The 23,667-nt window shown below is 58.7% G+C and carries 17 protein-coding genes; 13 read left to right on the top strand and 4 right to left on the bottom strand.

The window, feature by feature from the left end; all coding sequences use genetic code 11:
• Window positions 1-62 precede the first annotated feature (62 nt).
• The 4 genes from lolA (at window position 63) to MC269_RS12115 (ending at window position 4,868) form a co-directional block, all read left to right on the top strand.
• Window positions 63-674 carry an outer membrane lipoprotein chaperone LolA gene (lolA, locus tag MC269_RS12130; protein WP_239952563.1) on the top strand — a complete coding sequence of 204 codons (612 nt, stop codon included), beginning with the start codon at window positions 63-65 and terminating at the stop codon, window positions 672-674.
• A 7-nt stretch (window positions 675-681) separates the two neighbouring features.
• Window positions 682-2,025, top strand: coding sequence for a replication-associated recombination protein A (locus tag MC269_RS12125; protein WP_239952562.1), 1,344 nt, complete (start codon window positions 682-684; stop codon window positions 2,023-2,025).
• Between the two features lie 94 nt (window positions 2,026-2,119).
• Window positions 2,120-3,412: a serine--tRNA ligase gene (gene serS / locus MC269_RS12120; protein WP_239952561.1), complete on the top strand. Its 1,293-nt coding sequence runs from the start codon at window positions 2,120-2,122 to the stop codon at window positions 3,410-3,412.
• A 304-nt stretch (window positions 3,413-3,716) separates the two neighbouring features.
• Window positions 3,717-4,868, top strand: coding sequence for an MFS transporter (locus MC269_RS12115; RefSeq protein ID WP_239952560.1), 1,152 nt, complete (start codon window positions 3,717-3,719; stop codon window positions 4,866-4,868).
• A gap of 171 nt (window positions 4,869-5,039) precedes the next feature.
• Here MC269_RS12115 and pflA read toward each other — a convergent pair whose 3' ends face one another.
• The 4 genes from pflA to ycaO form a co-directional block, all read right to left on the bottom strand.
• Window positions 5,040-5,780: a pyruvate formate lyase 1-activating protein gene (gene pflA, locus MC269_RS12110; RefSeq protein ID WP_081135886.1), complete on the bottom strand. Its 741-nt coding sequence runs from the start codon at window positions 5,778-5,780 to the stop codon at window positions 5,040-5,042.
• 162 nt (window positions 5,781-5,942) lie between these two features.
• Window positions 5,943-8,225, bottom strand: a complete 2,283-nt coding sequence (gene pflB, locus MC269_RS12105) for a formate C-acetyltransferase (protein ID WP_239952559.1) — start codon at window positions 8,223-8,225, stop codon at window positions 5,943-5,945.
• 69 nt (window positions 8,226-8,294) lie between these two features.
• The gene (gene focA, locus MC269_RS12100) at window positions 8,295-9,155 is read right to left on the bottom strand and encodes a formate transporter FocA (RefSeq protein WP_239952558.1); all 861 of its coding nucleotides are present in this window, start codon (window positions 9,153-9,155) and stop codon (window positions 8,295-8,297) included.
• Window positions 9,156-9,522: 367 nt separating this feature from the next.
• Window positions 9,523-11,283 (bottom strand): 30S ribosomal protein S12 methylthiotransferase accessory factor YcaO, encoded by a 1,761-nt coding sequence (gene ycaO, locus MC269_RS12095; protein ID WP_239952557.1) that lies wholly within the window; start codon window positions 11,281-11,283, stop codon window positions 9,523-9,525.
• 310 nt (window positions 11,284-11,593) lie between these two features.
• On the opposite strand from ycaO, the gene serC reads away from it, so the two are divergent.
• The 9 genes from serC to MC269_RS12050 all read left to right on the top strand — a co-directional run bounded on the left by serC (window position 11,594) and on the right by MC269_RS12050 (window position 23,580).
• Window positions 11,594-12,679 carry a 3-phosphoserine/phosphohydroxythreonine transaminase gene (serC, locus tag MC269_RS12090; RefSeq protein ID WP_081135875.1) on the top strand — a complete coding sequence of 362 codons (1,086 nt, stop codon included), beginning with the start codon at window positions 11,594-11,596 and terminating at the stop codon, window positions 12,677-12,679.
• 86 nt (window positions 12,680-12,765) lie between these two features.
• On the top strand, window positions 12,766-14,052 hold the full coding sequence (gene aroA / locus MC269_RS12085) for a 3-phosphoshikimate 1-carboxyvinyltransferase (protein ID WP_239952556.1): 1,287 nt from the start codon (window positions 12,766-12,768) through the stop codon (window positions 14,050-14,052).
• A gap of 200 nt (window positions 14,053-14,252) precedes the next feature.
• Window positions 14,253-14,933: a (d)CMP kinase gene (gene cmk / locus MC269_RS12080; RefSeq protein ID WP_081135869.1), complete on the top strand. Its 681-nt coding sequence runs from the start codon at window positions 14,253-14,255 to the stop codon at window positions 14,931-14,933.
• A gap of 124 nt (window positions 14,934-15,057) precedes the next feature.
• Window positions 15,058-16,731, top strand: a complete 1,674-nt coding sequence (gene rpsA, locus MC269_RS12075) for a 30S ribosomal protein S1 (protein ID WP_081136357.1) — start codon at window positions 15,058-15,060, stop codon at window positions 16,729-16,731.
• Window positions 16,732-16,818: 87 nt separating this feature from the next.
• Entirely contained in the window at window positions 16,819-17,103 is a 285-nt protein-coding gene (gene ihfB / locus MC269_RS12070) for an integration host factor subunit beta (protein WP_033751281.1), read from the top strand.
• A gap of 202 nt (window positions 17,104-17,305) precedes the next feature.
• Window positions 17,306-19,558 (top strand): DNA internalization-related competence protein ComEC/Rec2, encoded by a 2,253-nt coding sequence (locus tag MC269_RS12065; RefSeq protein ID WP_239952555.1) that lies wholly within the window; start codon window positions 17,306-17,308, stop codon window positions 19,556-19,558.
• A 34-nt stretch (window positions 19,559-19,592) separates the two neighbouring features.
• Window positions 19,593-21,341 carry a lipid A ABC transporter ATP-binding protein/permease MsbA gene (gene msbA, locus MC269_RS12060; RefSeq protein WP_239952554.1) on the top strand — a complete coding sequence of 583 codons (1,749 nt, stop codon included), beginning with the start codon at window positions 19,593-19,595 and terminating at the stop codon, window positions 21,339-21,341.
• Complete coding sequence (lpxK, locus tag MC269_RS12055; RefSeq protein WP_239952553.1) at window positions 21,338-22,339, top strand: tetraacyldisaccharide 4'-kinase; 1,002 nt, start codon at window positions 21,338-21,340, stop codon at window positions 22,337-22,339. The genes msbA and lpxK overlap by 4 nt, the downstream gene beginning before the upstream one ends.
• A 23-nt stretch (window positions 22,340-22,362) precedes the next feature.
• Window positions 22,363-23,580, top strand: coding sequence for a winged helix-turn-helix domain-containing protein (locus MC269_RS12050; protein ID WP_239952552.1), 1,218 nt, complete (start codon window positions 22,363-22,365; stop codon window positions 23,578-23,580).
• Window positions 23,581-23,667: the final 87 nt, after the last annotated feature.

Genomic DNA, 23,667 nt, shown 5'->3' with positions numbered 1-23,667 from the left:
GGAACGGCGACCAGAATTAAAACGGGTTTCACTGGACAGAGATAAATAAGGAATTGAAGCGGATGAAATTAAACCTAATCGTGCCTGGCCTGTTGGCCGTTTTCGCATCAGCCAGCGTAATGGCGGACGCCTCCAGCGACCTGCAGCAGCGCCTGAATAAAGTGAATAGCTTCCACGCCAGCTTTAGCCAAAAAGTGACCGACAGCAATGGCGCCAACGTGCAGGAAGGCGAGGGCGAACTCTGGGTAAAACGCCCCAGCCTGTTTAACTGGCACATGACCGCCCCGGATGAGAGCGTGATCATCTCCGACGGCAAAAACCTGTGGTTCTATAACCCGTTCGTGGAACAGGCGAGCGTTAGCCTGCTGAAAAATGCCACCAGCAACACCCCGTTCATGCTGATTGCGCGCAACCAGCCGAGCGACTGGCAGCAGTACAACATCAAGCAGCAGGGCGACGCCTTTGAGCTGACGCCCAAAAACAGCGATGGCAATCTCAAGCAGTTCACTATCAACGTGACCTCTGCCGGCACCATCAACCAGTTCAGCGCCATTGAGCAGGATGGCCAGCGCAGCAGCTATCAGCTGAAGAGCCAGAAGAACGGCGCCATCAGCCCGGATAAATTTACCTTCACGCCGCCGAAAGGGGTGACGGTAGACGACCAGCGTCAGTGAGGTAAGCGTGGGTAATCTGTCTCTGGACTTTTCCTCTGAGGATTTTAAGCCGCTGGCGGCGCGTATGCGCCCCGAAACGCTTAAGCAGTACATTGGCCAGCAGCACCTGCTGGCGCCAGGCAAGCCTTTGCCTCGCGCTATCGAAGCTGGCCATCTTCACTCGATGATCCTCTGGGGACCGCCGGGCACAGGCAAAACCACGCTGGCGGAGATTATCGCGCGCTACGGCAATGCCGACGTCGAGCGTATCTCCGCCGTCACCTCCGGCGTTAAAGAGATCCGCGAGGCGATTGAGCGGGCGCGGCACAGCCGTCAGGTAGGGCGCCGCACCATCCTGTTCGTCGACGAAGTGCACCGCTTCAACAAAAGCCAGCAGGATGCGTTTTTACCGCATATCGAAGACGGCACCATCACCTTTATCGGCGCTACCACCGAGAACCCCTCGTTCGAGCTTAACTCCGCGCTGCTGTCGCGCGCGCGTGTCTACCTGCTGAAGTCGCTCACCACCGAGGATATCGAGCAGGTGCTCGATCAGGCGATGCAGGACAAGACGCGCGGCTACGGCGACAGTGATATTCTGCTGCCCGATAACACGCGCCGCATGATCGCCGAGCTGGTGAGCGGCGATGCGCGATGCGCGCTGAATACGCTGGAAATGATGGCGGATATGGCGGAGAGCAACGCGCAGGGCAAGCGCGAGCTGACGCCGCAGCTGCTGACCGAGGTCTCCGGCGAGCGCGCCGCGCGGTTTGACAACAAGGGCGACCGCTTTTACGACCTGATCTCCGCGCTGCACAAATCGGTGCGCGGCTCCGCCCCGGACGCCGCGCTCTACTGGTACGCGCGCATTATCACCGCCGGCGGCGATCCGCTCTATGTGGCGCGGCGCCTGCTGGCGATTGCCTCGGAGGATGTCGGCAACGCCGATCCGCGCGGCATGCAGGTGGCGATCGCCGCCTGGGACTGCTTTACCCGCGTCGGGCCCGCCGAGGGCGAACGTGCCATCGCGCAGGCGATCGTCTATCTTGCCTGCGCGCCGAAAAGCAACGCCGTCTATACCGCTTTTAAAGCGGCGATGCGCGATGCGCGCGAACATCCCGACTACGACGTGCCGGAGCATCTGCGCAACGCGCCGACCAGACTGATGAAAGAGATGGGACTGGGCAAAGAGTATCGCTACGCCCATGACGAAGATCACGCCTATGCGGCCGGTGAGGTCTATTTTCCGCCGGAAATGGCACAGACGCGCTACTACCAGCCGACCCAGCGCGGGCTGGAAGGCAAAATTGGTGAAAAGCTCGCCTGGCTGGCTGAACAGGATCAAAATAGCCCGACAAAACGCTACCGCTGAAACAGGCGTTACGGTAAGGTGAGCAAGGATTTCAATGCATTCCCGCGGGAGTGCATCCCTTCATTCTTTCAACCTTTTATTACACAGGATAAGCATGCTCGATCCCAATCTGCTGCGTAATGAGCCAGACGCAGTCGCAGAAAAACTGGCACGCCGAGGATTCAAACTGGATGTGGAAACGCTGCGCTCCCTCGAAGAGCGTCGTAAAGTGCTGCAGGTAGAAACCGAAAACCTGCAGGCAGAGCGCAACTCCCGATCCAAATCCATCGGTCAGGCCAAAGCACGTGGGGAAGACATCGAGCCGCTGCGTCAGGAAGTGAATGCGCTGGGCGAACGCCTGGATGCGGCCAAAGCGGAACTGGACGCCCTGCAAAACGACATTCGCGACTTCACGATGGCGCTGCCTAACCTGCCGGCAGACGATGTGCCGCTGGGCAAAGATGACAGCGAAAACCAGGAAGTCAGCCGCTGGGGCGAGCCGCGCCAGTTTGATTTTCCGGCGAAAGATCACGTCGAGCTGGGCGAAATGGCCAAAGGCCTCGACTTTGCCTCCGCCGTGAAGCTGACCGGCTCGCGCTTTGTGGTGATGCAGGGCCAGATCGCCCGTCTGCATCGCGCGCTGAGCCAGTTTATGATTGATCTGCATACCGAACAGCATGGTTATCTGGAAACCTACGTGCCTTACCTGGTCAACCACGCGACCCTGTACGGCACCGGTCAGCTGCCGAAATTTGGCGAAGACCTGTTCCATACCCGTCCGCTGGAAGAGGAGTCAGAGAGCAGCAACTATGCGCTGATCCCGACGGCGGAAGTGCCGCTGACCAACCTGGTGCGCGACGAGATTGTGGAAGAGGAGAGCCTGCCGATCAAACTGACCGCGCACACGCCATGCTTCCGTTCTGAAGCGGGCTCCTACGGTCGCGATACGCGCGGCCTGATCCGCATGCATCAGTTCGACAAGGTGGAGATGGTGCAGATCGTTGCGCCAGAAACCTCTATGGACGCGCTGGAAGAGCTGGTTGGCCACGCGGAGAAAGTGCTGCAGCTGCTTGATCTGCCGTACCGCAAGGTGCTGCTCTGCACCGGCGATATGGGCTTTGGCTCCACCAAGACATACGATCTGGAAGTGTGGCTGCCGGCGCAGAACACCTATCGCGAAATCTCTTCCTGCTCCAATATGTGGGATTTCCAGGCGCGCCGCATGCAGGCGCGCTGCCGCAGCAAAACCGACAAGAAGCCGCGTCTGGTGCACACCCTGAACGGCTCAGGTCTGGCGGTTGGCCGTACGCTGGTGGCGGTGCTGGAGAACTATCAGCAGGCTGACGGACGTATTCAGGTGCCGGAAGTGCTGCGCCCTTATATGAACGGCGTCGAGTTTATCGGCTGATTCAGATGCATTAAATAAAACCCGGAGCGATCCGGGTTTTTTTATGCCTGAAACCGGCAGCCGGCGAAAAGTTATCAGAAATAAATGTTATCGTCGCTCACTGTGGCGTCGCGCTTAAAAATCCTGTTTTTCATTAGGATAGCGCTAAAGGCCGTCCTGTTTGACACTTCTATAACCTACTGAAGATTAATAAATTAAATTATCCTGCAGCAAAATGTGCTGCGCCTTTTTTTTGTGCTTTTCCTTTATTTTCGCCGGTGGCAAACTGCGCGCAACTTCCTCTCTTCTCTTTGGTTTTATCCCTATGTCAACCTGGTCACGTCCCGTGGTGCTGCTGCTTTGCGGCCTGCTTTTGCTGACGGTCGCAATTGCTGTGCTCAATACGCTGGTTCCACTGTGGCTGACTCACGACGCGCTGGCTACCTGGCAGGTAGGCGTGGTGAGTTCCTCTTTTTATACCGGCAATCTGGCAGGCACGCTGATGGCGGGCGGGCTGATTAAGCATTACGGTTTCAACCGCAGCTACTATCTGGCGACAGCGATTTTCGCCGCGGCGACCGCCGGTTTGATTATGATGGATGGCTTCTGGGCCTGGTCGATACTGCGCTTTAGCGCCGGGATAGGCTGTGCGTTGATTTGGGTCGTAGTGGAGAGCGCGCTGCTCTGCAGCGGCACGGTACGCAACCGCGGGCAGCTGCTGGCCGCCTATATGATCGTTTACTATCTGGGCACCGTGGCGGGTCAGCTGCTGGTCAGCAAAGTCTCTACCGAGCTGTTTAGCGTGATTCCGTGGCTCACCGCGCTGATGATCTGCGCTATCCTGCCGCTGGTGTTCGTTAAGGTGACCGCTGCCAGCGAAGCGACCGACGCCGCGCCCGGTAAAATCTGGCCGATGCTGCGCCGTCGCAGCTCCAGGCTCGGCATTAACGGCTGTATTATTTCCGGCATCGTGCTGGGATCGCTCTATGGGCTGATGCCGCTTTATCTCTCTCATCAGGGCATGAGCGACGCCAACGTCGGCTACTGGATGGCGCTGCTGGTGAGCGCCGGCATCGTCGGACAGTGGCCGGTTGGCCGTCTCGCCGATCGCTTCGGCCGTTTGCTGGTGCTGCGCGTGCAGGTGTTTGTGGTGATTTTGGGCGCGCTGGCTATGCTGACCAACGCCGCAATGGCACCCGCGCTGTTTGTGCTGGGGCTGGCTGGCTTTACGCTCTATCCGGTGGCGATGTCATGGGCATGCGAGACCGTGGCGCATCATGAGCTGGTGGCGATGAATCAGGCGCTGCTGATGAGTTATACGCTGGGCAGTCTGGCGGGTCCGAGCATGACGGCGGTGCTGATGCAGAGCTATTCCGACCGCATTCTGTTTGTAATGATCGCCGGCGTGGCGCTGGTCTATCTGATGATGCTGCTGCGTAAAGCGGATCAGCAGGCGACGCCGGTGGCGCACGCCTGACGTCATAAAACTCGTTCTTTGACGCGAAAGGGCCAGTGCCTGCGTGGTTGGCTGGGCCAGATCGCAAAGTCGCTTAAGCATCCATGCACGCTCGGCCCGCGCCTTCCCTGGCGCGGGACGTTTTGCTCTTCTGGCCCAGCCAACCACTGCCTCACTCTGGGTGCGGTTATGTTAATACATCACATGATGACCGTAGCTGGCGAGAATGTTCTTCACGCGCTCCATGGTCTCTTTGGTCGGCGGATTCACGCCGTCAAGCTTGTACTCTTCGCCCATCGCAATCCATTTATGCTTGCCCAACTCATGATAGGGCAGTAGCTCAATCTTCTCGACGTTATCCATATCCCGGGTGAACTCGCCCAGCCGGTGCGCGGAATCATCGTCATCGGAATAGCCAGGCACCACCACGTATCGGATCCAGGTGCGTTTGCCTTTCTTCTGCAGGTAGCGGGCGAAGTCGAGCGTGCGGTGGTTGGAGACGCCGACCAGAATCTGATGCACCTCATCGTTGATCTGCTTCAGATCGAGCATCACCAGATCGGTGACCTCCAGCAGTTCGTCAATCACCGGATCGTAGCGGCGCACGAAACCGTTGGTGTCGAGACAGGTATGAATGCCTTCCGCCTTGCAGGCGCGGAACCAGTCGCGTACAAACTCGGCCTGTAAAATCGCTTCGCCGCCGGACGCGGTCACGCCGCCGCCAGAGGCGTTCATAAAATGGCGGTAGGAGACCACGTCCTTCATCAGCTCCTCGACGGTGATGGTTTTTCCGCCGTGCGTGTCCCAGGTGTCGCGGTTATGGCAGTAGAGGCAACGCATCAGACAGCCCTGAAAGAAGGTGATGAAACGGATGCCGGGACCGTCTACCGTCCCGCAGGATTCGAATGAGTGGATACGACCGATGCAAGACATTGCGATGTATTCTCCAGGTTAACCTGCCAGCAGGCGCACAATCTCTGTTGTGCTCGGTGATAAAGTCAGTTTTAACTGGTTCCTGCGCTGAGGAGCGCAGTTAAAACGGGCCTTAGAGAAAAGGCTCCCGAAGGAGCCTTGTGACAGCTCAGCGCATCAGGCTTACAGCGATTTGGTGAAAGTTCGCGTAATCACATCCTGCTGCTGCTCTTTGGTCAGCGAGTTAAAGCGCACCGCATAGCCAGAGACGCGAATGGTCAGCTGCGGATAGTTCTCAGGATGCTCCATTGCATCCAGCAGCATTTCGCGGTTCATCACGTTGACGTTGAGGTGCTGGCCGCCTTCAATGCTCGCTTCATGATGGAAATAACCATCCATCAAACCGGCAAGGTTGGTTTTACGCACGTCGTCGTCTTTACCTAGCGCGTTCGGCACGATTGAGAAGGTATAGGAGATACCGTCTTTCGCGTAGGCGAAGGGCAGTTTTGCCACCGAAGTCAGCGAGGCGACAGCGCCTTTCTGATCGCGGCCGTGCATCGGGTTGGCGCCTGGGCCAAAAGGCGCGCCGGCGCGACGACCATCCGGGGTATTACCAGTTTTCTTACCATAGACCACGTTAGAAGTAATGGTCAGTACTGACTGAGTCGGCACGGCGTTGCGATAGGTGGCGAGCTTCTGAATTTTCTTCATGAAACGTTCAACCAGGTCGCAGGCCAGGTCATCGACGCGCGGGTCATTATTACCAAACTGCGGATATTCGCCTTCGATTTCGAAGTCCACCGCCAGGCCGTCTTCGTCACGCACTGGTTTCACTTTGGCGTATTTGATCGCGGAAAGCGAGTCGGCAGCCACTGACAGACCGGCGATACCGCAGGCCATGGTGCGATAGACGTCGCGGTCGTGCAGCGCCATCAGCGAAGCTTCGTAGCTGTACTTGTCATGCATGTAGTGAATGATGTTCAGCGCGGTGACGTACTGCTTCGCCAGCCAGTCCATGAAGTGGTCCATGCGTGCCATCACGGTGTCGAAATCGAGCACGTCGTCCATTACCGGCGCCTCTTTCGGACCGACCTGCATTTTCATTTTTTCATCCATGCCGCCGTTGATTGCGTACAGCAGGGTTTTCGCCAGGTTGGCGCGCGCGCCGAAGAACTGCATCTGTTTACCGACAATCATCGGGCTGACGCAGCAGGCAATGGCGTAGTCGTCATTGTTGAAGTCGGGACGCATCAGATCGTCGTTCTCATACTGCAGAGACGAGGTGTCGATCGAGACTTTTGCCGCGTATTTTTTGAAGTTCACCGGCAGTTTTTCTGACCAGAGAATGGTCATGTTCGGCTCCGGCGACGGGCCCATGGTGTAAAGAGTATTCAGGAAGCGGAAGGTGCTTTTTGTCACCAGCGTGCGGCCATCGACGCCCATGCCCGCCAGCGATTCAGTAGCCCAGATCGGGTCGCCGGAGAAGAGTTCGTCATATTCCGGCGTACGCAGGAAGCGCACCATACGCAGTTTCATCACCAGATGGTCAATCAGCTCCTGCGCCTGCTCTTCGGTGAGTTTACCGGCCTGCATATCGCGTTCGATATAGATGTCGAGGAAGGTTGAAACGCGACCGAACGACATGGCGGCGCCGTTTTGTGATTTCACCGCGGCCAGGTAGCCGAAGTAGGTCCACTGCACCGCTTCCTGCGCGTTGGTTGCCGGGCCAGAGATATCGCAGCCATATTTCGCCGCCATCTCTTTAATCTGAGCAAGGGCGCGATGCTGTTCCGCAATCTCTTCGCGCAGACGGATAGTGGCTTCCAGATTGACGCCGTTTTCCAGGTCGCTCTGCAGCGAATTGAACTGCGCCAGTTTGTCCTGCATCAGGAAGTCGATGCCGTACAGGGCGACGCGGCGGTAGTCGCCGATGATGCGGCCACGACCATAGGCGTCCGGCAGACCGGTCAGCACGCCTGATTTACGGCAGCGCAGGATATCCTGGGTATAGACGTCGAACACGCCCTGGTTATGGGTTTTACGATACTCGGTGAAGATTTTTTTCAGCGCGGGATCCAGTTCGCGGCCATAAACCTTACAGGAGCCTTCCACCATTTTGATGCCGCCGAACGGAATAATGGCGCGTTTCAGCGGGGCTTCAGTCTGTAGGCCGACGATTTTTTCCAGCGATTGATTAATATAGCCGGCGTCGTGCGCGGTAATAGTCGACGCGAGATCGGTGTCGAAGTCGACGGGCGCATGGGTGCGGTTTTCAATTTTGATCCCTTCCAGTACGGCATTCCACAGCTTAGTGGTGGCGTCTGTGGCGCCTGCCAGGAAGGACTCATCGCCCTCATACGGGGTATAGTTCTTTTGAATGAAGTCGCGAACGTTTACGCTGTTCTGCCATTCGCCGTTGGCGAATCCTTCCCAGGCCGCAGCCTGTTTTGCATTCAGATCGGTCATGATATACCTGCCTTATCTAAGAAGACTTTATGTTGGCGCCGCCAGCTGCGCGGCGTCGGCCAGAAATGATTAGTGTGCGGTCGAACCGTTGCGTAAATAGATCACCCAGTAGGTCAGTCCGACCAGCAGCCCGCCGCCGATAATGTTGCCGATGGTCACCGGGATCAGGTTGTCGACGATAAAGTTAACGGGCGTCAGCGCCTGAAACTGGTCGGCGCTGGCGCCGGCGGCTTGCCAGAATGCCGGGCCGGAAAAGTCGCGGATCACGATAGCCAGCGGAATGAGAAACATATTGGCGATGCAGTGCTCAAAGCCGCTGGCGACAAACATGGCGACCGGCAGGATCATGGCGATGGTTTTATCCATCAGACTGTGGCCGGAATAGCTCATCCAGACCGCCAGACAGACCATCAGATTCGCCAGGATGCCAAGGCAGACCGCTTCGAGAAAGCTGTGGTGCATTTTGTGATCGGCGGTTTGCAGCACGTTAAGGCCCCAGGCGCCGTTCGCGGTCATATGCATGCCGCCGAACCAGATCAGCGCGACGAAAAAGAGCGCGCCGGCCAGGTTGCCGAAATAGACGTTGATCCAGTTGCGCATCAGCTGGCCCCAGGTGATGCGGCCGCTGGCTTTCGCCACCACAATCAGCACCGTCGAGGTAAAGAGGTCAGCGCCGCAGACCACCACCAGAATCAAGCCAAGAGAGAAGCAGAGGCCGCCGATCAGCTTCGCGACGCCGTAAGGCATGCCCGCACTGCCGGTGGTCGCCGTGATATAGAAGACAAACGCGATGGAAATGAAAACGCCGGCGTTGATGGCGAGAAAAAAGGTGGTCAGGGGATGTTTTGTGGCTTTGTAGACTCCAGCATCCTCCGCCACTTTGGCCATTGCGGCCGGTAATAACAGATTAAAAGGGTTGTCAGCTTTCACACTAACGCTCTCCAAAAGATGTCTGGAAAAATACTAACAAAGGAGTATAGGACAGGATTTGATCTGGATCATATTTGACCGGAAGGCAGCGGGTTGAGGCGAGAAATCGGCAGGCGGATTTTATTTAATTTGTTGATTTTAAATAAATAAATATATTTTAAATTTTATAATATTATTTTAACTGGTGTGCGGGAGATGACGCCGCTCTGTTAATTAAAATAATCAAACGCGATTTTATTGTTAAATAAAACCGGGGTATTATCCATCAATAAGCGTTAATAAAATGCCGCGGCTGGCGGATAAAAAAGGGCGCCAGCTGCGCTGACGCCCTTTTAAATGACTCTGCCTGCGGATAAAACAGCGGGAATTACGCTTTCCAGTAGCGGCGCTTCGCCGCCTGCAGTTTTTCATAGGCCTGCAGCAGCGCCTGATGCGCCGGGAAGGCGTTCAGGTCTTCATCCACGGCCTGCAGACCGTAGAACGGCGCTTCGCCGCTAATCGCCGCCGAAGCTGCTTCCAGCGTCTCCGCGCCATACATGCGCGTGAAGGCGTGGTGATACTGCAGCGGATCGCGCTCGTCTTCCATCGCCAGCAGCAGCAGCGTCTGCAGGCAGCGGTAGTAGTTGGCGCGCTCAGGCGAGAAGATCGACCCGTTGAACTCCATCGTCCACTCGGTCCAGATCAGCGCCTGATCGAGATCGCCGCCCGCCAGCGCCAGCATCGCTTTCAGCTCGCCGATGCGCAGCGTGTACCAGCCGTTATCTTTGCCGCTCGCCAGACCCAGCAGTTCGCGCACGCGGGTGAAGTCGTCGTGGCCTTCTTCATCCAGCTGCACAATGAGATCCAGATACTCTTCCGGATTCCAGTTGGTGGCAGGCAGCGCCAGCAGCGTCTCGCGCAGGCCAGCGCCCATGTTGTTGTTCGCCAGCAGCAGATCTTCCGCAGGATAGATATCGGACATGCCCGGCACGATAATGCGGCAGGCGTAGACGCCCAGATGATCGTAGTCGGCGATGTAGACCTCTTGATCCTCTTTGCGGAAGATTGCCATCAGGGTGGCGAACTCCTCTTGCGTGGTGCCGCTAAACGACCAGTCGACAAACGGATAGTCCGCTTTCTCTTTAAACAGATCCCAGGAGATAAGGCCGCTGGAGTCGATAAAGTGCGTCTCAAGGTTGGCGTGCTCGGCCACTTCTTCGTCATCAAACGTCGGCGGGGTAAAGACGTCAAGATCTTTCAGGCCACGGCCCTGCAGCAGCTCGGTCACGGTACGCTCAAGGGCGACACCGAAGTCGGGATGCGCGCCGAAAGAGGCGAAGCAGGTGCCGTTCTGCGGGTTGAACAGCACCACGCAAATTACCGGATAGTTGCCGCCCAGCGAGGCGTCGTAGGCGAAAATCGGGAAGCCTTCCGCCTCAAGGCGCGCGATCGCTTCCACCACGCCGGGATAGCGCTGCATCACGCTGTCGGGAATGGTCGGCAGGCTGATCGCTTCGGCGATGATGCGGTTTTTGATGTAGCGCTCAAACACCTCGGAGAGGCCCTGAACGCGTGCCTCGTTGGCGGTGTTGCCCGCCGACATGCCGTTAGAGACATAGAGGTTGCCGATGATATTCATCGGGATATAGACAGTTTGCTGGTCAGACTGACGGGTAAAGGGCAGGCCACAAATGCCGCGCTCGGCGTTACCGGACTGCAGATCCACCAGCTCTGGCGCGGTCAGCGCGTTGTCTGGATCGTAAAAGGCGCGCAGACGCGCATCGAGAATGCCTTCCGGCAGCGAGCCGTCCGCTGGCAGCGGGAACCACTTTTCATTGGGGTAATGCACGAAATCGCCGTTAGCGATCGATTTACCCAGCCAGAAATCAGCGAAAAAGTAGTTGGTTGAGAGGCGCTCGAAATATTCGCCCAGCGCCGAGGCCAGCGCGGCTTTCTTGCTGGCGCCTTTGCCGTTGGTAAAGCAGAGCGGGCAGTCGCGATCGCGAATATGCACCGACCAGACGTGGGGAACCGGATTCAGCCAGGAGGCCTCTTCAATATTAAAGCCCAGGTCGGTGAGCTTTTGCTGGAAGCGCGCGATGGAATCTTCCAGGGCCGCGTCTTTGCCGGGAATAAAGGTTTGCGTCATGAAACCGCTCTCTCATAGATAGTGGGCGTAAAGCGCGCAATGATACGGACTTTGCCGTTCTGGCGCTATGAAGACGGCATAAATTTCTCCGCGCCATTATCGCTAAAAGGCGCGAGAAATAACGGCCGTATCGCCATGCAAACGCGCTGCCTCACAAAATTTCGCTCTGCGTTGCATTTGTGACATAAGCTGCGGGGCGGCAGATTCAGAAAATGTGATCCCGTCCGGATTTATCATTGCAGGCGTCATAAGGCAGTGATAAAACCGGTAAGCAACGCATAACCGTTCTGGATAACTGTGGTGAGGGGAAATGACGCAGATTTATAATTTTAGTTCCGGTCCAGCGATGCTGCCGGTTGAAGTGCTCCGTCGTGCAGAACAAGAACTGACAAACTGGCACGGTCTGGGGACCTCCGTTATGGAGATCAGCCATCGCAGCAAAGAGTTTCTTAAGGTAGCGGAAGAGGCGGAGCAGGACTTACGCGATCTTCTGAAAATCCCGGCCAACTACAAAGTTTTATTCTGCCACGGCGGCGCGCGTGCGCAGTTTGCCGCCGTGCCGGGCAATCTGCTGGGCGAGGCGACCACGGCGGATTACGTCGACGGCGGCTACTGGGCGCACAGCGCCATTAAAGAAGCGGAAAAGTACTGCACGCCGCGCACGCTGGATGTAAAAACCACCCGCGACGGCAAGCGCGCCATTCTGCCGATGAGCCAGTGGGATCTGAGCAGCGACGCCGCCTACGTGCACTACTGCCCGAATGAAACCATCGACGGCATCGCCATCGATGAGCAGCCTGACTTCGGCGATAAGATCGTCGTGGCGGATCTCTCCTCTACCATTCTGTCGCGTCCGCTCGACATCAGCCGCTACGGCGTGATTTACGCCGGCGCGCAGAAAAACATCGGCCCGGCAGGGTTGACGATTGTCATCGTACGCGACGATCTGCTGGGCAAAGCGCGTCAGTCAGTGCCCTCTATCCTCGACTATCAGGTGCTGGCGGAGAACGACTCGATGTTCAATACGCCGCCTACCTTTGCCTGGTATCTTTCTGGCCTGGTGTTCAAATGGTTGAAAGAGAAGGGCGGCGTAGGCGAAATTGACAAGATCAATCAGGCCAAAGCCGATCTGCTCTACGGCTTAATCGATCAGAACCCCTTCTACCGCAACGACGTCGCGGTAGAGAACCGCTCGCGCATGAATGTGCCTTTCCAGCTGGCGGACGCCGCGCTGGACGCGCTCTTCCTGGAAGAGTCGTTCAAGGCGGGCCTGCATGCGCTGAAAGGCCATCGCGTGGTAGGCGGCATGCGCGCATCGATCTACAATGCGATGCCGCTGGAAGGCGTGAAAGCGCTGACCGACTTTATGGCTGACTTCGCTCGTCGTCACGGTTAAGCCTTCGCAGTAGCGTCGGCGCTCGCGCCGACTTCAGACCCCGTCTCGCGGCGGGGTTTTGTCCTTTTTTGGAGATTTGGTTTCACATGCAGGACTCCCTGACCTTACAACCCATCGCACGCGTTGACGGCACCGTTAATCTGCCGGGTTCAAAAAGCGTTTCTAACCGTGCGCTGCTGCTGGCGGCGCTGGCGAAAGGCACCACGCGTCTGACAAACCTGCTGGACAGCGACGATGTTAAGCACATGCTGAACGCCCTGAAGGCGTTGGGCGTCGATTTCACCCTCTCCGCCGATCGCACGCAGTGCGAAGTGGTCGGTCAGGCCGGTGCGCTGCGTGCGTCCCAGCCGCTGGAGCTGTTCCTCGGCAATGCCGGAACGGCGATGCGCCCGCTGGCGGCGGCGCTCTGCCTGGGCGAGCAGGATATCGTGCTGACCGGCGAGCCGCGTATGAAAGAGCGTCCTATCGGGCATCTGGTCGACGCGCTCCGTCAGGGCGGCGCGCAGATTGACTATCTGGAAAACAGCGATTACCCGCCGCTGCGCCTGAAAGGCGGCTTTACCGGCGGCGAAGTGAGCGTTGACGGCAGCGTCTCCAGCCAGTTCCTCACCGCGCTGCTGATGACCGCGCCGCTGGCGCAGCGCGACACGACGATCGCCATTAAAGGCGAGCTGGTGTCGAAGCCCTATATCGACATCACGCTGCACCTGATGCGCTGTTTTGGCGTCGAGGTAGAGAACCAGCACTACCAGCGCTTCCTGATTAAAGGCCAACAGCAGTATCAGTCGCCGGGCGACTATCTGGTCGAGGGCGACGCCTCTTCCGCCTCCTATTTCCTCGCCGCCGCCGCCATTAAAGGGGGAACCGTGCGGGTGACCGGCATTGGCCGCGACAGCGTGCAGGGCGATATCCGCTTTGCCGACGTGCTGGAGAAAATGGGCGCGCGCATCGAGTGGGGCAGTGATTATATCGCCTGTACCGCGGGCGAGCTGAACGCCATCGACATGGACATGAACCATATTCCCGACGCCGCGATGACCATCGCCACCACCGCGCTGTTCGCCAGGGGCACCACGCTGATGCGCAACATTTACAACTGGCGCGTTAAAGAGACGGACCGTCTGGCTGCGATGGCGACCGAGCTGCGCAAAGTCGGCGCGGAAGTGGAAGAGGGGCACGATTTTATCCGCATCACGCCGCCGGAAAAATTAACCCATGCCGAGATCGGCACCTACAACGATCACCGCATGGCGATGTGCTTCTCGCTGGTGGCGCTCTCCGATACGCCGGTGACCATCCTCGATCCTGGCTGTACCGCGAAAACCTTCCCTGATTATTTCCATCAGCTGGCGAAAATCAGCCACAACGCCTGATGGGCACTCTGCCGGAGAGGCGCGTTCTCCGGCATTCTCACTGCGTCTGGCCTTACCGGCCAAGAAATCGTCTGAATCTGCTGCAATTTTTAGCGATGTCTCCGCTAAAGGGTAACGCCGTTATCCTTGTCGGCGTATAATGCTACCCATTCTGAACAGCCTGAAGGCTGGACTATTACGCGCAGCAACAGGAGAGAATAATGACGGCAACGGCCCCGGTTATAACTGTCGATGGACCCAGCGGCGCAGGCAAAGGCACCCTGTGCAAAGCGATGGCGGAAGCGCTGCAGTGGCATCTGCTCGATTCCGGCGCCATCTATCGCGTTCTGGCGCTGGCTGCGCTGCATCATCAGGTGGATATCGAATCCGAAGAGGCGCTGGTGCCGCTGGCCGCGCATCTGGACGTGCGTTTCGTCTCGCAGGAAGGCGAACTGCAGGTGATCCTGGAGGGCGAAGAGGTGACAGGCGAAATCCGTACCCAGGAGGTCAGCAACACCGCGTCACGCGTTGCCGCCTTTCCTCGCGTGCGTGAGGCGCTGCTGCGTCGTCAGCGTGCCTTCCGCGATGAGCCTGGCCTTATCGCCGACGGCCGCGATATGGGCACCGTGGTTTTCCCCGACGCACCGGTAAAAATTTTCCTCGACGCCAGCCCGGAAGAGCGCGCCCAGCGCCGTATGCTACAGTTGCAGGAGAGCGGCTTTAGTGTTAACTTTGATCGCCTTTTAGCCGAGATAAAAGAACGTGATGACCGCGATCGTAACCGCGCCATTGCGCCTTTAGTCCCCGCCGCCGATGCGCTGGTTCTGGATTCTACGCAGTTATCCATCGAGCAAGTCATTGATCAGGCGCTGGAATATGCCCGCACTAAGCTGGGCATTTAATGTTTTCGGCCAAACAGAATTGCAGTAACCCTGTGCCAGGGAAAGCGCGCAGGGCATGTGAAACAACCCCATCCGACACTGACGTCAGGTGGACGTTAAATTGAAGAATCCTAAGATTATCAATATGACTGAATCTTTTGCTCAACTCTTTGAAGAGTCCCTGAAAGAAATCGAAACCCGCCCGGGTTCCATCGTTCGTGGCGTTGTTGTCTCTATCGACAAAGACGTCGTTCTGGTTGATGCGGGTCTGAAATCTGAATCTGCCATCCCGGCAGAGCAGTTCAAGAACGCAGCCGGCGAACTGGAAATCCAGGTTGGTGACGAAGTTGACGTTGCCCTGGATGCAGTGGAAGACGGCTTCGGTGAAACCCTGCTGTCCCGTGAGAAAGCTAAACGTCATGAAGCCTGGATCACGCTGGAAAAAGCTTACGAAGACGCTGAAACTGTTACCGGTGTTATCAACGGCAAAGTTAAAGGTGGCTTCACAGTTGAGCTGAACGGTATTCGTGCGTTCCTGCCAGGTTCACTGGTTGACGTGCGTCCGGTTCGCGACACGCTGCACCTGGAAGGCAAAGAGCTTGAATTCAAAGTAATCAAGCTTGATCAGAAACGTAACAACGTCGTGGTTTCACGCCGCGCGGTTATCGAATCTGAGAACAGCGCTGAGCGCGATCAGCTGCTGGAAAACCTGCAGGAAGGCATGGAAGTCAAAGGTATCGTTAAGAACCTCACTGACTACGGCGCATTCGTTGATCTGGGCGGCGTCGATGGCCTGCTGCACATCACCGACATGGCGTGGAAACGCGTTAAGCATCCGAGCGAAATCGTCAACGTGGGCGACGAAATCACTGTTAAAGTGCTGAAGTTCGACCGCGAGCGTACCCGTGTATCTCTGGGCCTGAAACAGCTGGGCGAAGATCCGTGGGTGGCTATCGCTAAACGCTATCCGGAAGGCACTCGCCTGACCGGTCGTGTGACCAACCTGACTGATTACGGCTGCTTCGTAGAAATCGAAGAAGGCGTTGAAGGTCTGGTGCACGTTTCTGAAATGGACTGGACCAACAAAAACATCCACCCGTCTAAAGTTGTTAACGTGGGCGACGTGGTTGAAGTTATGGTTCTGGACATCGACGAAGAGCGTCGTCGTATCTCCCTGGGCCTGAAGCAGTGCAAAGCCAACCCGTGGCAGCAGTTTGCTGAGACCCACAACAAGGGCGATCGCGTTGAAGGTAAAATCAAGTCAATCACTGACTTCGGTATCTTCATCGGCCTGGACGGCGGCATCGACGGTCTGGTTCACCTGTCTGACATCTCCTGGAACGCGACTGGCGAAGAAGCCGTTCGTGAGTACAAGAAAGGCGACGAAATCGCTGCCGTTGTACTGCAGGTTGACGCAGAGCGCGAGCGCATTTCTCTGGGCGTGAAACAGCTGGCTGAAGATCCGTTCAACAACTACATCACCCTGAACAAGAAAGGCGCCATCGTTACTGGTAAAGTAACGGCAGTTGACGCTAAAGGTGCTACAGTTGAACTGGCAGACGGCGTTGAAGGTTACCTGCGCGCTTCTGAAGCTTCACGTGACCGCGTTGAAGACGCAACTCTGGTTCTGAATGTTGGCGACGATGTTGAAGCTAAATTCACCGGCGTTGATCGTAAAAACCGCGTTGTTAGCCTGTCTGTTCGTGCGAAAGACGAAGCTGACGAAAAAGACGCTATCGCGACCGTGAACAACAAGCAGGAAGAAGGCAACTTCTCTAATGCTATGGCTGAAGCGTTCAAAGCAGCTAAAGGCGAGTAATCGACCTGAAGCAACCGGGCAGGGAAATCTGCCCGGTTACGGTAGCAGGCTGTCATACCTTTCCCACAAGGATTAACCGGAGGTTACATGACCAAGTCAGAACTGATTGAAAGACTTGCTGGCCAGCAGACTCATATTCCGGCGAAAGTCGTTGAGGATGCTGTAAAAGAGATGCTGGAGCACATGGCCACAACGCTGGCCCAGGGCGAACGCATTGAAATCCGGGGATTCGGCAGCTTTTCTTTGCATTACCGCGCACCGCGTACGGGTCGTAACCCGAAAACGGGCGATAAAGTGGAACTGGAAGGTAAATACGTTCCCCATTTTAAGCCGGGCAAAGAATTGCGAGACCGTGCAAACATTTACGGCTAAGCCGTAACCGAACGCAGAAACGACATCCCAGGATGTCGTTTTTTTTTGCCTGCGGTAACAGGCGAGTGCGCGCAAAAAAAACGGCATTCTCTCTGCAATATCCCTTTTTCTCTGCGAAGCGACGCGCAGACCGGTCATCCCGCCCCTGATCCAGCCTTGATTCATCCGCATACTGAGCCGGTTGAACAGGGATGGATACATCATGACAGTAACACTGTTTGCCAGTCTGGCGATTCTTGCGGCGCTGCCGCTGCTGTTGCTCCATCAGCTGCCGCCGCCGGCAGGCATCGTGGCCGTGGCCGTGGTCGGCATGCTGCTGCTGTGGGCAAACGCCGCTTGTCTGCGTGCGGCGGGCATTGCGCTGCTGCTGGTTGTCTGGATGCTGGGCGCCGCGCGCGCCAGCATCGACGAGACCGAGGCCGCCAGCGCCACGCCCGCCGCCTATAGCGTGCGCATCGATGAGGTCCGGGGCGACCGCCAGCAGATCAAAGTGCAACTCCTCAGACAGGAAGGGCGCTATCTGTTTCCGCCGCGTTTCGCCTGGCTGTCGCTGGGCGATCGCCAGGAGAGCTGGTGTCCGGGACAGCGCTGGCTGATGACCCTGACGCTGCGGCCGGTGCATGCCCAGCTCAATGAGGGTGAATTTGACGCTCAGCGCTTTGCGCTGGCGAACCATACATCACTGCGCGGCCGCATTCAGCGCTATCAGCCGGAATCGCTCGCCTGCAGCTGGCGCTGGCAGCGAATCATGCGCGATCTACCGGTTATTAATGCCCTTGAGCAGCGCGCGGTATTACAGGCACTGGCGTTTGGCGAACGCGCGGAAATGAGCGAGGCGCTGCGCCAGCTGCTGCGGGAAACCGGTACCGCGCATCTGATGGCGATTTCGGGCATGCATATCGCGCTCGCCGCCAGCAGCGGCTGGCTCATGGCGCGCGCCGTGCAGCTGGCTCTGCCAGCGCATCTGATCGGCTACCGCTTTCCGCTGCTGGCGAGCTGGCTGCTGGCGGCGCTCTATAGCTGGCTTTCCGGTAGCCACGCCCCGGCGCAGCGCGCGTTGATCGCCCTGACGCTGTGGGTGATCTTCCGCATCAAGGGCGCACAGCTCAGCGGCTGGCAGGTCTGGGCCTGCTGCGTCGGCGGCCTGCTGCTGTTCGATCCCTTAAACGTGCTGTCAGAGAGCTTCTGGCTCTCGGCGCTGGCGGTGGCCATGCTGCTGAGCTGGTATCACTGGTTTCCGCTGCCGGCGCGCTGCCGCCGCGGCCTGCGCTGGCTGCCGCTTCAGCTGTTTCATCTGCAGCTCGGGATGCTGCTGCTGATGGCGCCGCTTCAGGTGATGCTGTTTGAAGGCCTCAGCCTCTCGGCGCTGGCGGCGAATATGCTGGCGATACCGGCTATCTCTTTTGTCAGTGTGCCGCTGATTCTGCTGGCGCTGCTGATGCCGGGTGGCACGATCTGCAACACCTTATGGTGGTTGGCGGATCGCTCCGTGGCCTGGCTGATGGCGGCGCTGCAGGCCTTGCCGGCGGGATGGTGGGCCTTTTATGACGCCGGCACGCTGGCGCTGCTGCTGTGGGGCGGTCTGATCGTCTGGCGATGCGGCTGGTGTTACGCGGCGCCGGTTAACTGTCTGCTGCTGGCGCTGGCGCTAATAGTCTGGCGCTGGCCGCGCGAGGAGCCGGGCTGGCATATCGATATGCTGGATGTTGGCCAGGGGCTGAGCGTGGTTATCCGTCAGGGCAGAGAGGCGCTGCTCTACGACACCGGGCCGCGCTGGGAAAGCGGCGACGCCGGCACGCGCCACGTTATCCCGTGGCTGTTACGCAAGCGTCTGCGCCTTGACGCCGTGGTGCTGAGCCATCGTCATCTGGATCACAGCGGCGGCCTGTACGCCATCAGGCAACGCTGGCCGCATGTCCCGGTGCGCAGCGCCACGCGGGATCCCACTCATCTGCCCTGCGTGCGCGGCACGCGCTGGCGCTGGGGGCAGCTCAACGTCGAGGCGCTCTGGCCGCTTAAACGCTCCGACGTCAGCAACAATAACGACTCCTGCGTGTTGAGCGTGGATGACGGCACCACGCGCCTGCTGTTGATGGGCGATCTGGAGGCGTCGGCGGAGCGGCAGCTGGTGGCGCTGGAAAAGGCGCGCCTAAAAGCGGATATCATCCAGGTTCCGCATCACGGCAGCCGCACCTCATCGACGCCGCTGCTGCTGCGCAGCGTGGCGGGTAACATCGCCATCGCCTCCGCGTCGCGCTATAACGCCTGGCGCATGCCGGTGCCGGGCGTGGTGAAAAACTACCGCCGCGCGGGCTACAGCTGGCACGATACCGCGCAATCGGGTCAGATAAGCGTCGCTATTGACGGCAATAAAATCAGGATATCGGGCCTGAGAGAGCAAATTTTGCCCCGTTGGTACCATCAGTGGTTTGGCGTCAAACGGGAATCCAGGTAGAATGAGCGGCTATTTCAAACAGCGTGAATAAATAATGCATCAAGATAAAGATCTCTCAACGTGGCAGACATTTCGTCGACTCTGGCCGATGATCGCGCCGCATAAAGCGGGTTTATTCGTGGCCGCTGTGGCCCTGATACTGAACGCCGCCGGCGACACACTTATGCTCTCCCTGTTGAAGCCTTTACTGGATGATGGGTTTGGTAAAGCGGATAAATCGGTGCTGATCTGGATGCCACTGGCCGTTGTCGGCCTGATGCTGATCCGCGGCGTCACCAGCTATATTTCCAGCTACTGCATCTCCTGGGTTTCCGGCAACGTGGTGATGAACATGCGTCGTCGCCTCTTCAGCCATATGATGGGCATGCCGGTTTCCTTCTTCGACCAGCAGTCGACCGGCACGCTGCTGTCGCGCATTACCTATGACTCTGAGCAGGTCGCCTCCTCGTCATCCAGCGCGCTGGTTACCGTGGTTCGCGAAGGCGCGTCGATTATCGGCCTGTTTATCATGATGTTCTATTACAGCTGGCAGCTGTCGCTGATCCTGATTGTGCTGGCGCCCATCGTTTCGCTGGCGATTCGCTCGGTCTCCAAGCGCTTTCGCAGCATCAGCAAAACCATGCAGAACACCATGGGGCAGGTCACCACCAGCGCCGAGCAGATGCTGAAAGGCCATAAAGAAGTGCTAATCTTCGGCGGCCAGGAAGTGGAATCGGAACGCTTTGGCCGCGTCAGCAACCGCATGCGCCAGCAGGGCATGAAGCTGGTGTCAGCTTCCTCTATCTCCGATCCGATTATCCAGCTTATCGCCTCGCTGGCGCTGGCGTTCGTGCTTTATGCCGCCAGCTTCCCTAGCGTGATGGAGACGCTGACCGCAGGCACCATCACCGTGGTCTTTTCCTCGATGATCGCACTGATGCGTCCGCTGAAGTCCCTGACTAACGTCAACGCGCAGTTCCAGCGCGGCATGGCGGCGTGCCAGACGCTGTTCTCCATTCTCGACAGCGAGCAGGAAGTCGACACCGGCACGCGCGAAATCAAACGCGCCAAAGGTGACGTCGAGTTCCGCAACGTCACCTTTACCTATCCAGGCCGCGATACGCCGGCGCTGCGCGACATCAACCTGGCGCTGCCGGAGGGGAAAACCGTGGCGCTGGTCGGGCGTTCCGGCTCAGGCAAGTCGACGCTGGCCAGCCTGCTGACGCGTTTTTACGACATTCAGCAGGGTGAAATTCTGCTGGACGGCCATGACCTGCGCGAATACACGCTGCGTTCGCTGCGTAATCAGGTGGCGCTGGTCTCGCAGAACGTGCATCTGTTCAACGACACCATTGCCAACAATATCGCCTACGCGCGCAGCGAGCAGTACAGCCGTGAAGAGATTGAGCGCGCCGCCACCATGGCGCACGCGATGGACTTCATCAACAAAATGGATCACGGACTGGATACGGTGATTGGCGAAAACGGCGTGCTGCTCTCCGGCGGCCAGCGTCAGCGTATCGCCATCGCGCGCGCGCTGCTGCGTGACTGCCCGATCCTTATCCTTGACGAAGCGACCTCCGCGCTTGACACCGAATCGGAACGCGCGATCCAGTCTGCGCTGGATGAGCTGCAGAAAAACCGCACCTCGCTGGTGATCGCCCACCGCCTGTCGACTATCGAAAAAGCGGACGAAATCGTGGTGGTGGAAGATGGCCGTATCGTCGAGCGCGGCACCCATGCCGTTCTGCTTGAGCAGCGGGGCGCCTATGCTCAGCTGCATAAGATGCAGTTTGGGCAATGATTGAGCGCATCTGGAGTGGACGCTCGCCGCTGTGGCTGCTGTTGTGGCCGCTCAGCCTGATCTATGGCGCCGTCTCCTCCCTGATTCGCCTTAGCTACCAGCGCGGCTGGCGTAAAAGCTGGCGCGCGCCGGTGCCGATCGTGGTGGTTGGCAATCTCACCGCGGGCGGCAATGGCAAAACGCCCGTGGCGATCTGGCTGGTGCAGGCGCTGCAGCGCCGTGGGTTAAAGGTGGGCGTGGTGTCACGCGGCTACGGCGGCAAAGCAGAACGCTATCCGCTGCTGGTCAACGGCGACACGCCAACGGCTCAGGCGGGCGACGAGCCGGTGCTGATCGCCCAGCGCAGCGGCGCGCCGGTCGCGGTGGCGCCGAAACGCCGCGCGGCCGTCGAGGCGCTGCTCGCCAGCCAGCCGCTGGATCTTATCGTTACTGACGACGGGCTGCAGCACTATGCGCTGCAGCGCGATCGCGAAATTGTGGTGGTCGACGGCGCGCGCCGCTTCGGCAACGGCTGGTGGCTGCCGGCCGGGCCAATGCGCGAACGCGCGTCGCGGTTGCAGCAGGTCGACGCGGTGATCGTCAACGGCGGCGAGGCGCAGCCGGGTGAAATCGCGATGACGCTGCGGCCAGGCGAGGCGGTCAATCTGCTGAGCCAGAGGCGCGCGCCGCTCGCCGACCTGAACAACGTGGTGGCGATGGCCGGTATCGGCCATCCGCCGCGTTTTTTTGCCACCCTTAAGCAGCATGGCGTCACGCCGGTCAGCGAAATCGCTTTCGCCGATCACCACGCCTACAGCCAGCAGGAACTCGCTCAATTACTGACCGACGGGCAGATCCTGCTGATGACCGAAAAAGACGCGGTGAAGTGTCGAGGCTTCGCCCAGCCCAACTGGTGGTATCTGCCGGTAGAGGCTGAGCTGAGCGACGACGCAACGGCGCCGCTGCTGGATGATATTGAACGTCTGGCGCGGCATCACGCTAACGGGGCCGCCAGCTAACTTACGCCGAACGCAGGAAGGGAATGAACACAACGCTTTCGCTTTCGCTTCAACAGGCACGACATCTTCATCTGGCCGCGCAGGGCCTGCTGCGCGCGCCGTCAAAACGCGCCCGCTATCCCGATCTGCTCGCCGCCATCCGCCGCATGTCGCTGCTGCAAATCGACACCATCCAAGTTGTCGCGCGCAGTCCCTACCTGGTGCTGTTCAGCCGCCTCGGCAGCTATCCGCCTGTCTGGCTGGAACAGGCGCTGGCGCAGGGCGAACTGTTTGAGTACTGGGCGCACGAAGCCTGCTTTATTCCACGCGAAGACTACCGGCTGCTGCGCCACCGCATGCTTGAGCCGGAGCGCCTGGGCTGGAAATATAACGCCCAGTGGGTGCACGACCATCAGCAGGAGATCGCCGACCTGCTGCAGCATATCGCCGAGCAGGGGCCGGTGCGCGCCGCCGACTTCGCCAGCGGCGCCGATCACAAACCCGGCTGGTGGGCGTGGAAGCCGCACAAACGTCATCTGGAAAATCTGTTCAGCGCGGGCGAGCTGATGGTCAGCGAGCGGCGTAATTTTCAGCGAGTCTACGATCTGCGTTCGCGCCTGCTGCCCGAGTGGCAGGATGCGCTGCATGCCCTCAGCGAAGCGGACGCGAAGCGGGAGATGCTGCGCAACAGCGCGCGCAGCCTCGGCATTTTTCGCGCCGCCTGGCTGCCGGATTACTACCGTCTCAGGCGCGTGGCGCTGAAGCCCTACCTGGAAGAGGCGCAGCGCACGGGCGAGATTGTGCCCGTCACGGTAGCGGATCTGGGGGAGATGTGGCTGCACCGCGATCTGCTGCCGCTGCTTGACGCGCCGCTTAGCGCCACGCACAGCGCCATCCTGTCGCCGTTCGATCCGGTGGTGTGGGATCGGCGCCGCGCGCTGGAGCTGTTCCAGTTCGACTACCGGCTCGAGTGCTATACCCCAGAGGCAAAGCGCCAATATGGCTACTTCGTGCTGCCGGTGCTGCATCGCGGCGTCATCAAGGCGCGGCTGGATGCGCGCATGCAGCGGCAGGCGCGACGGCTGGTGGTGAAAAACTTCTGGCTGGAAGCGGACGTGCGCGTGACCGCCGCCTTCGTCAGGGATATTCGCCAGGCGATTAGCCGCTTTGCGGCATGGCAAAATGCGGAGAGCGTGCTGTTCGAACAGATGCCCGTCGCGCTGCGGGCGCACTGGCCCTCTGAGTGGGCGCTCAATTCCTGAGCTTTGCGGCTTGCGCCGCAGATTCGCGGCCGCTTTACGCGCACGCTGAGACCCTGCGCTATGGTATCCTTAGCGCCTTATGCAATC

Origin of the sequence: Pantoea sp. Z09 (genome assembly GCF_022394795.1) — a bacterium.
GTDB lineage: Bacteria > Pseudomonadota > Gammaproteobacteria > Enterobacterales > Enterobacteriaceae > Pantoea > Pantoea latae.
This window is presented reverse-complemented; position numbering and strand designations above follow the sequence as displayed.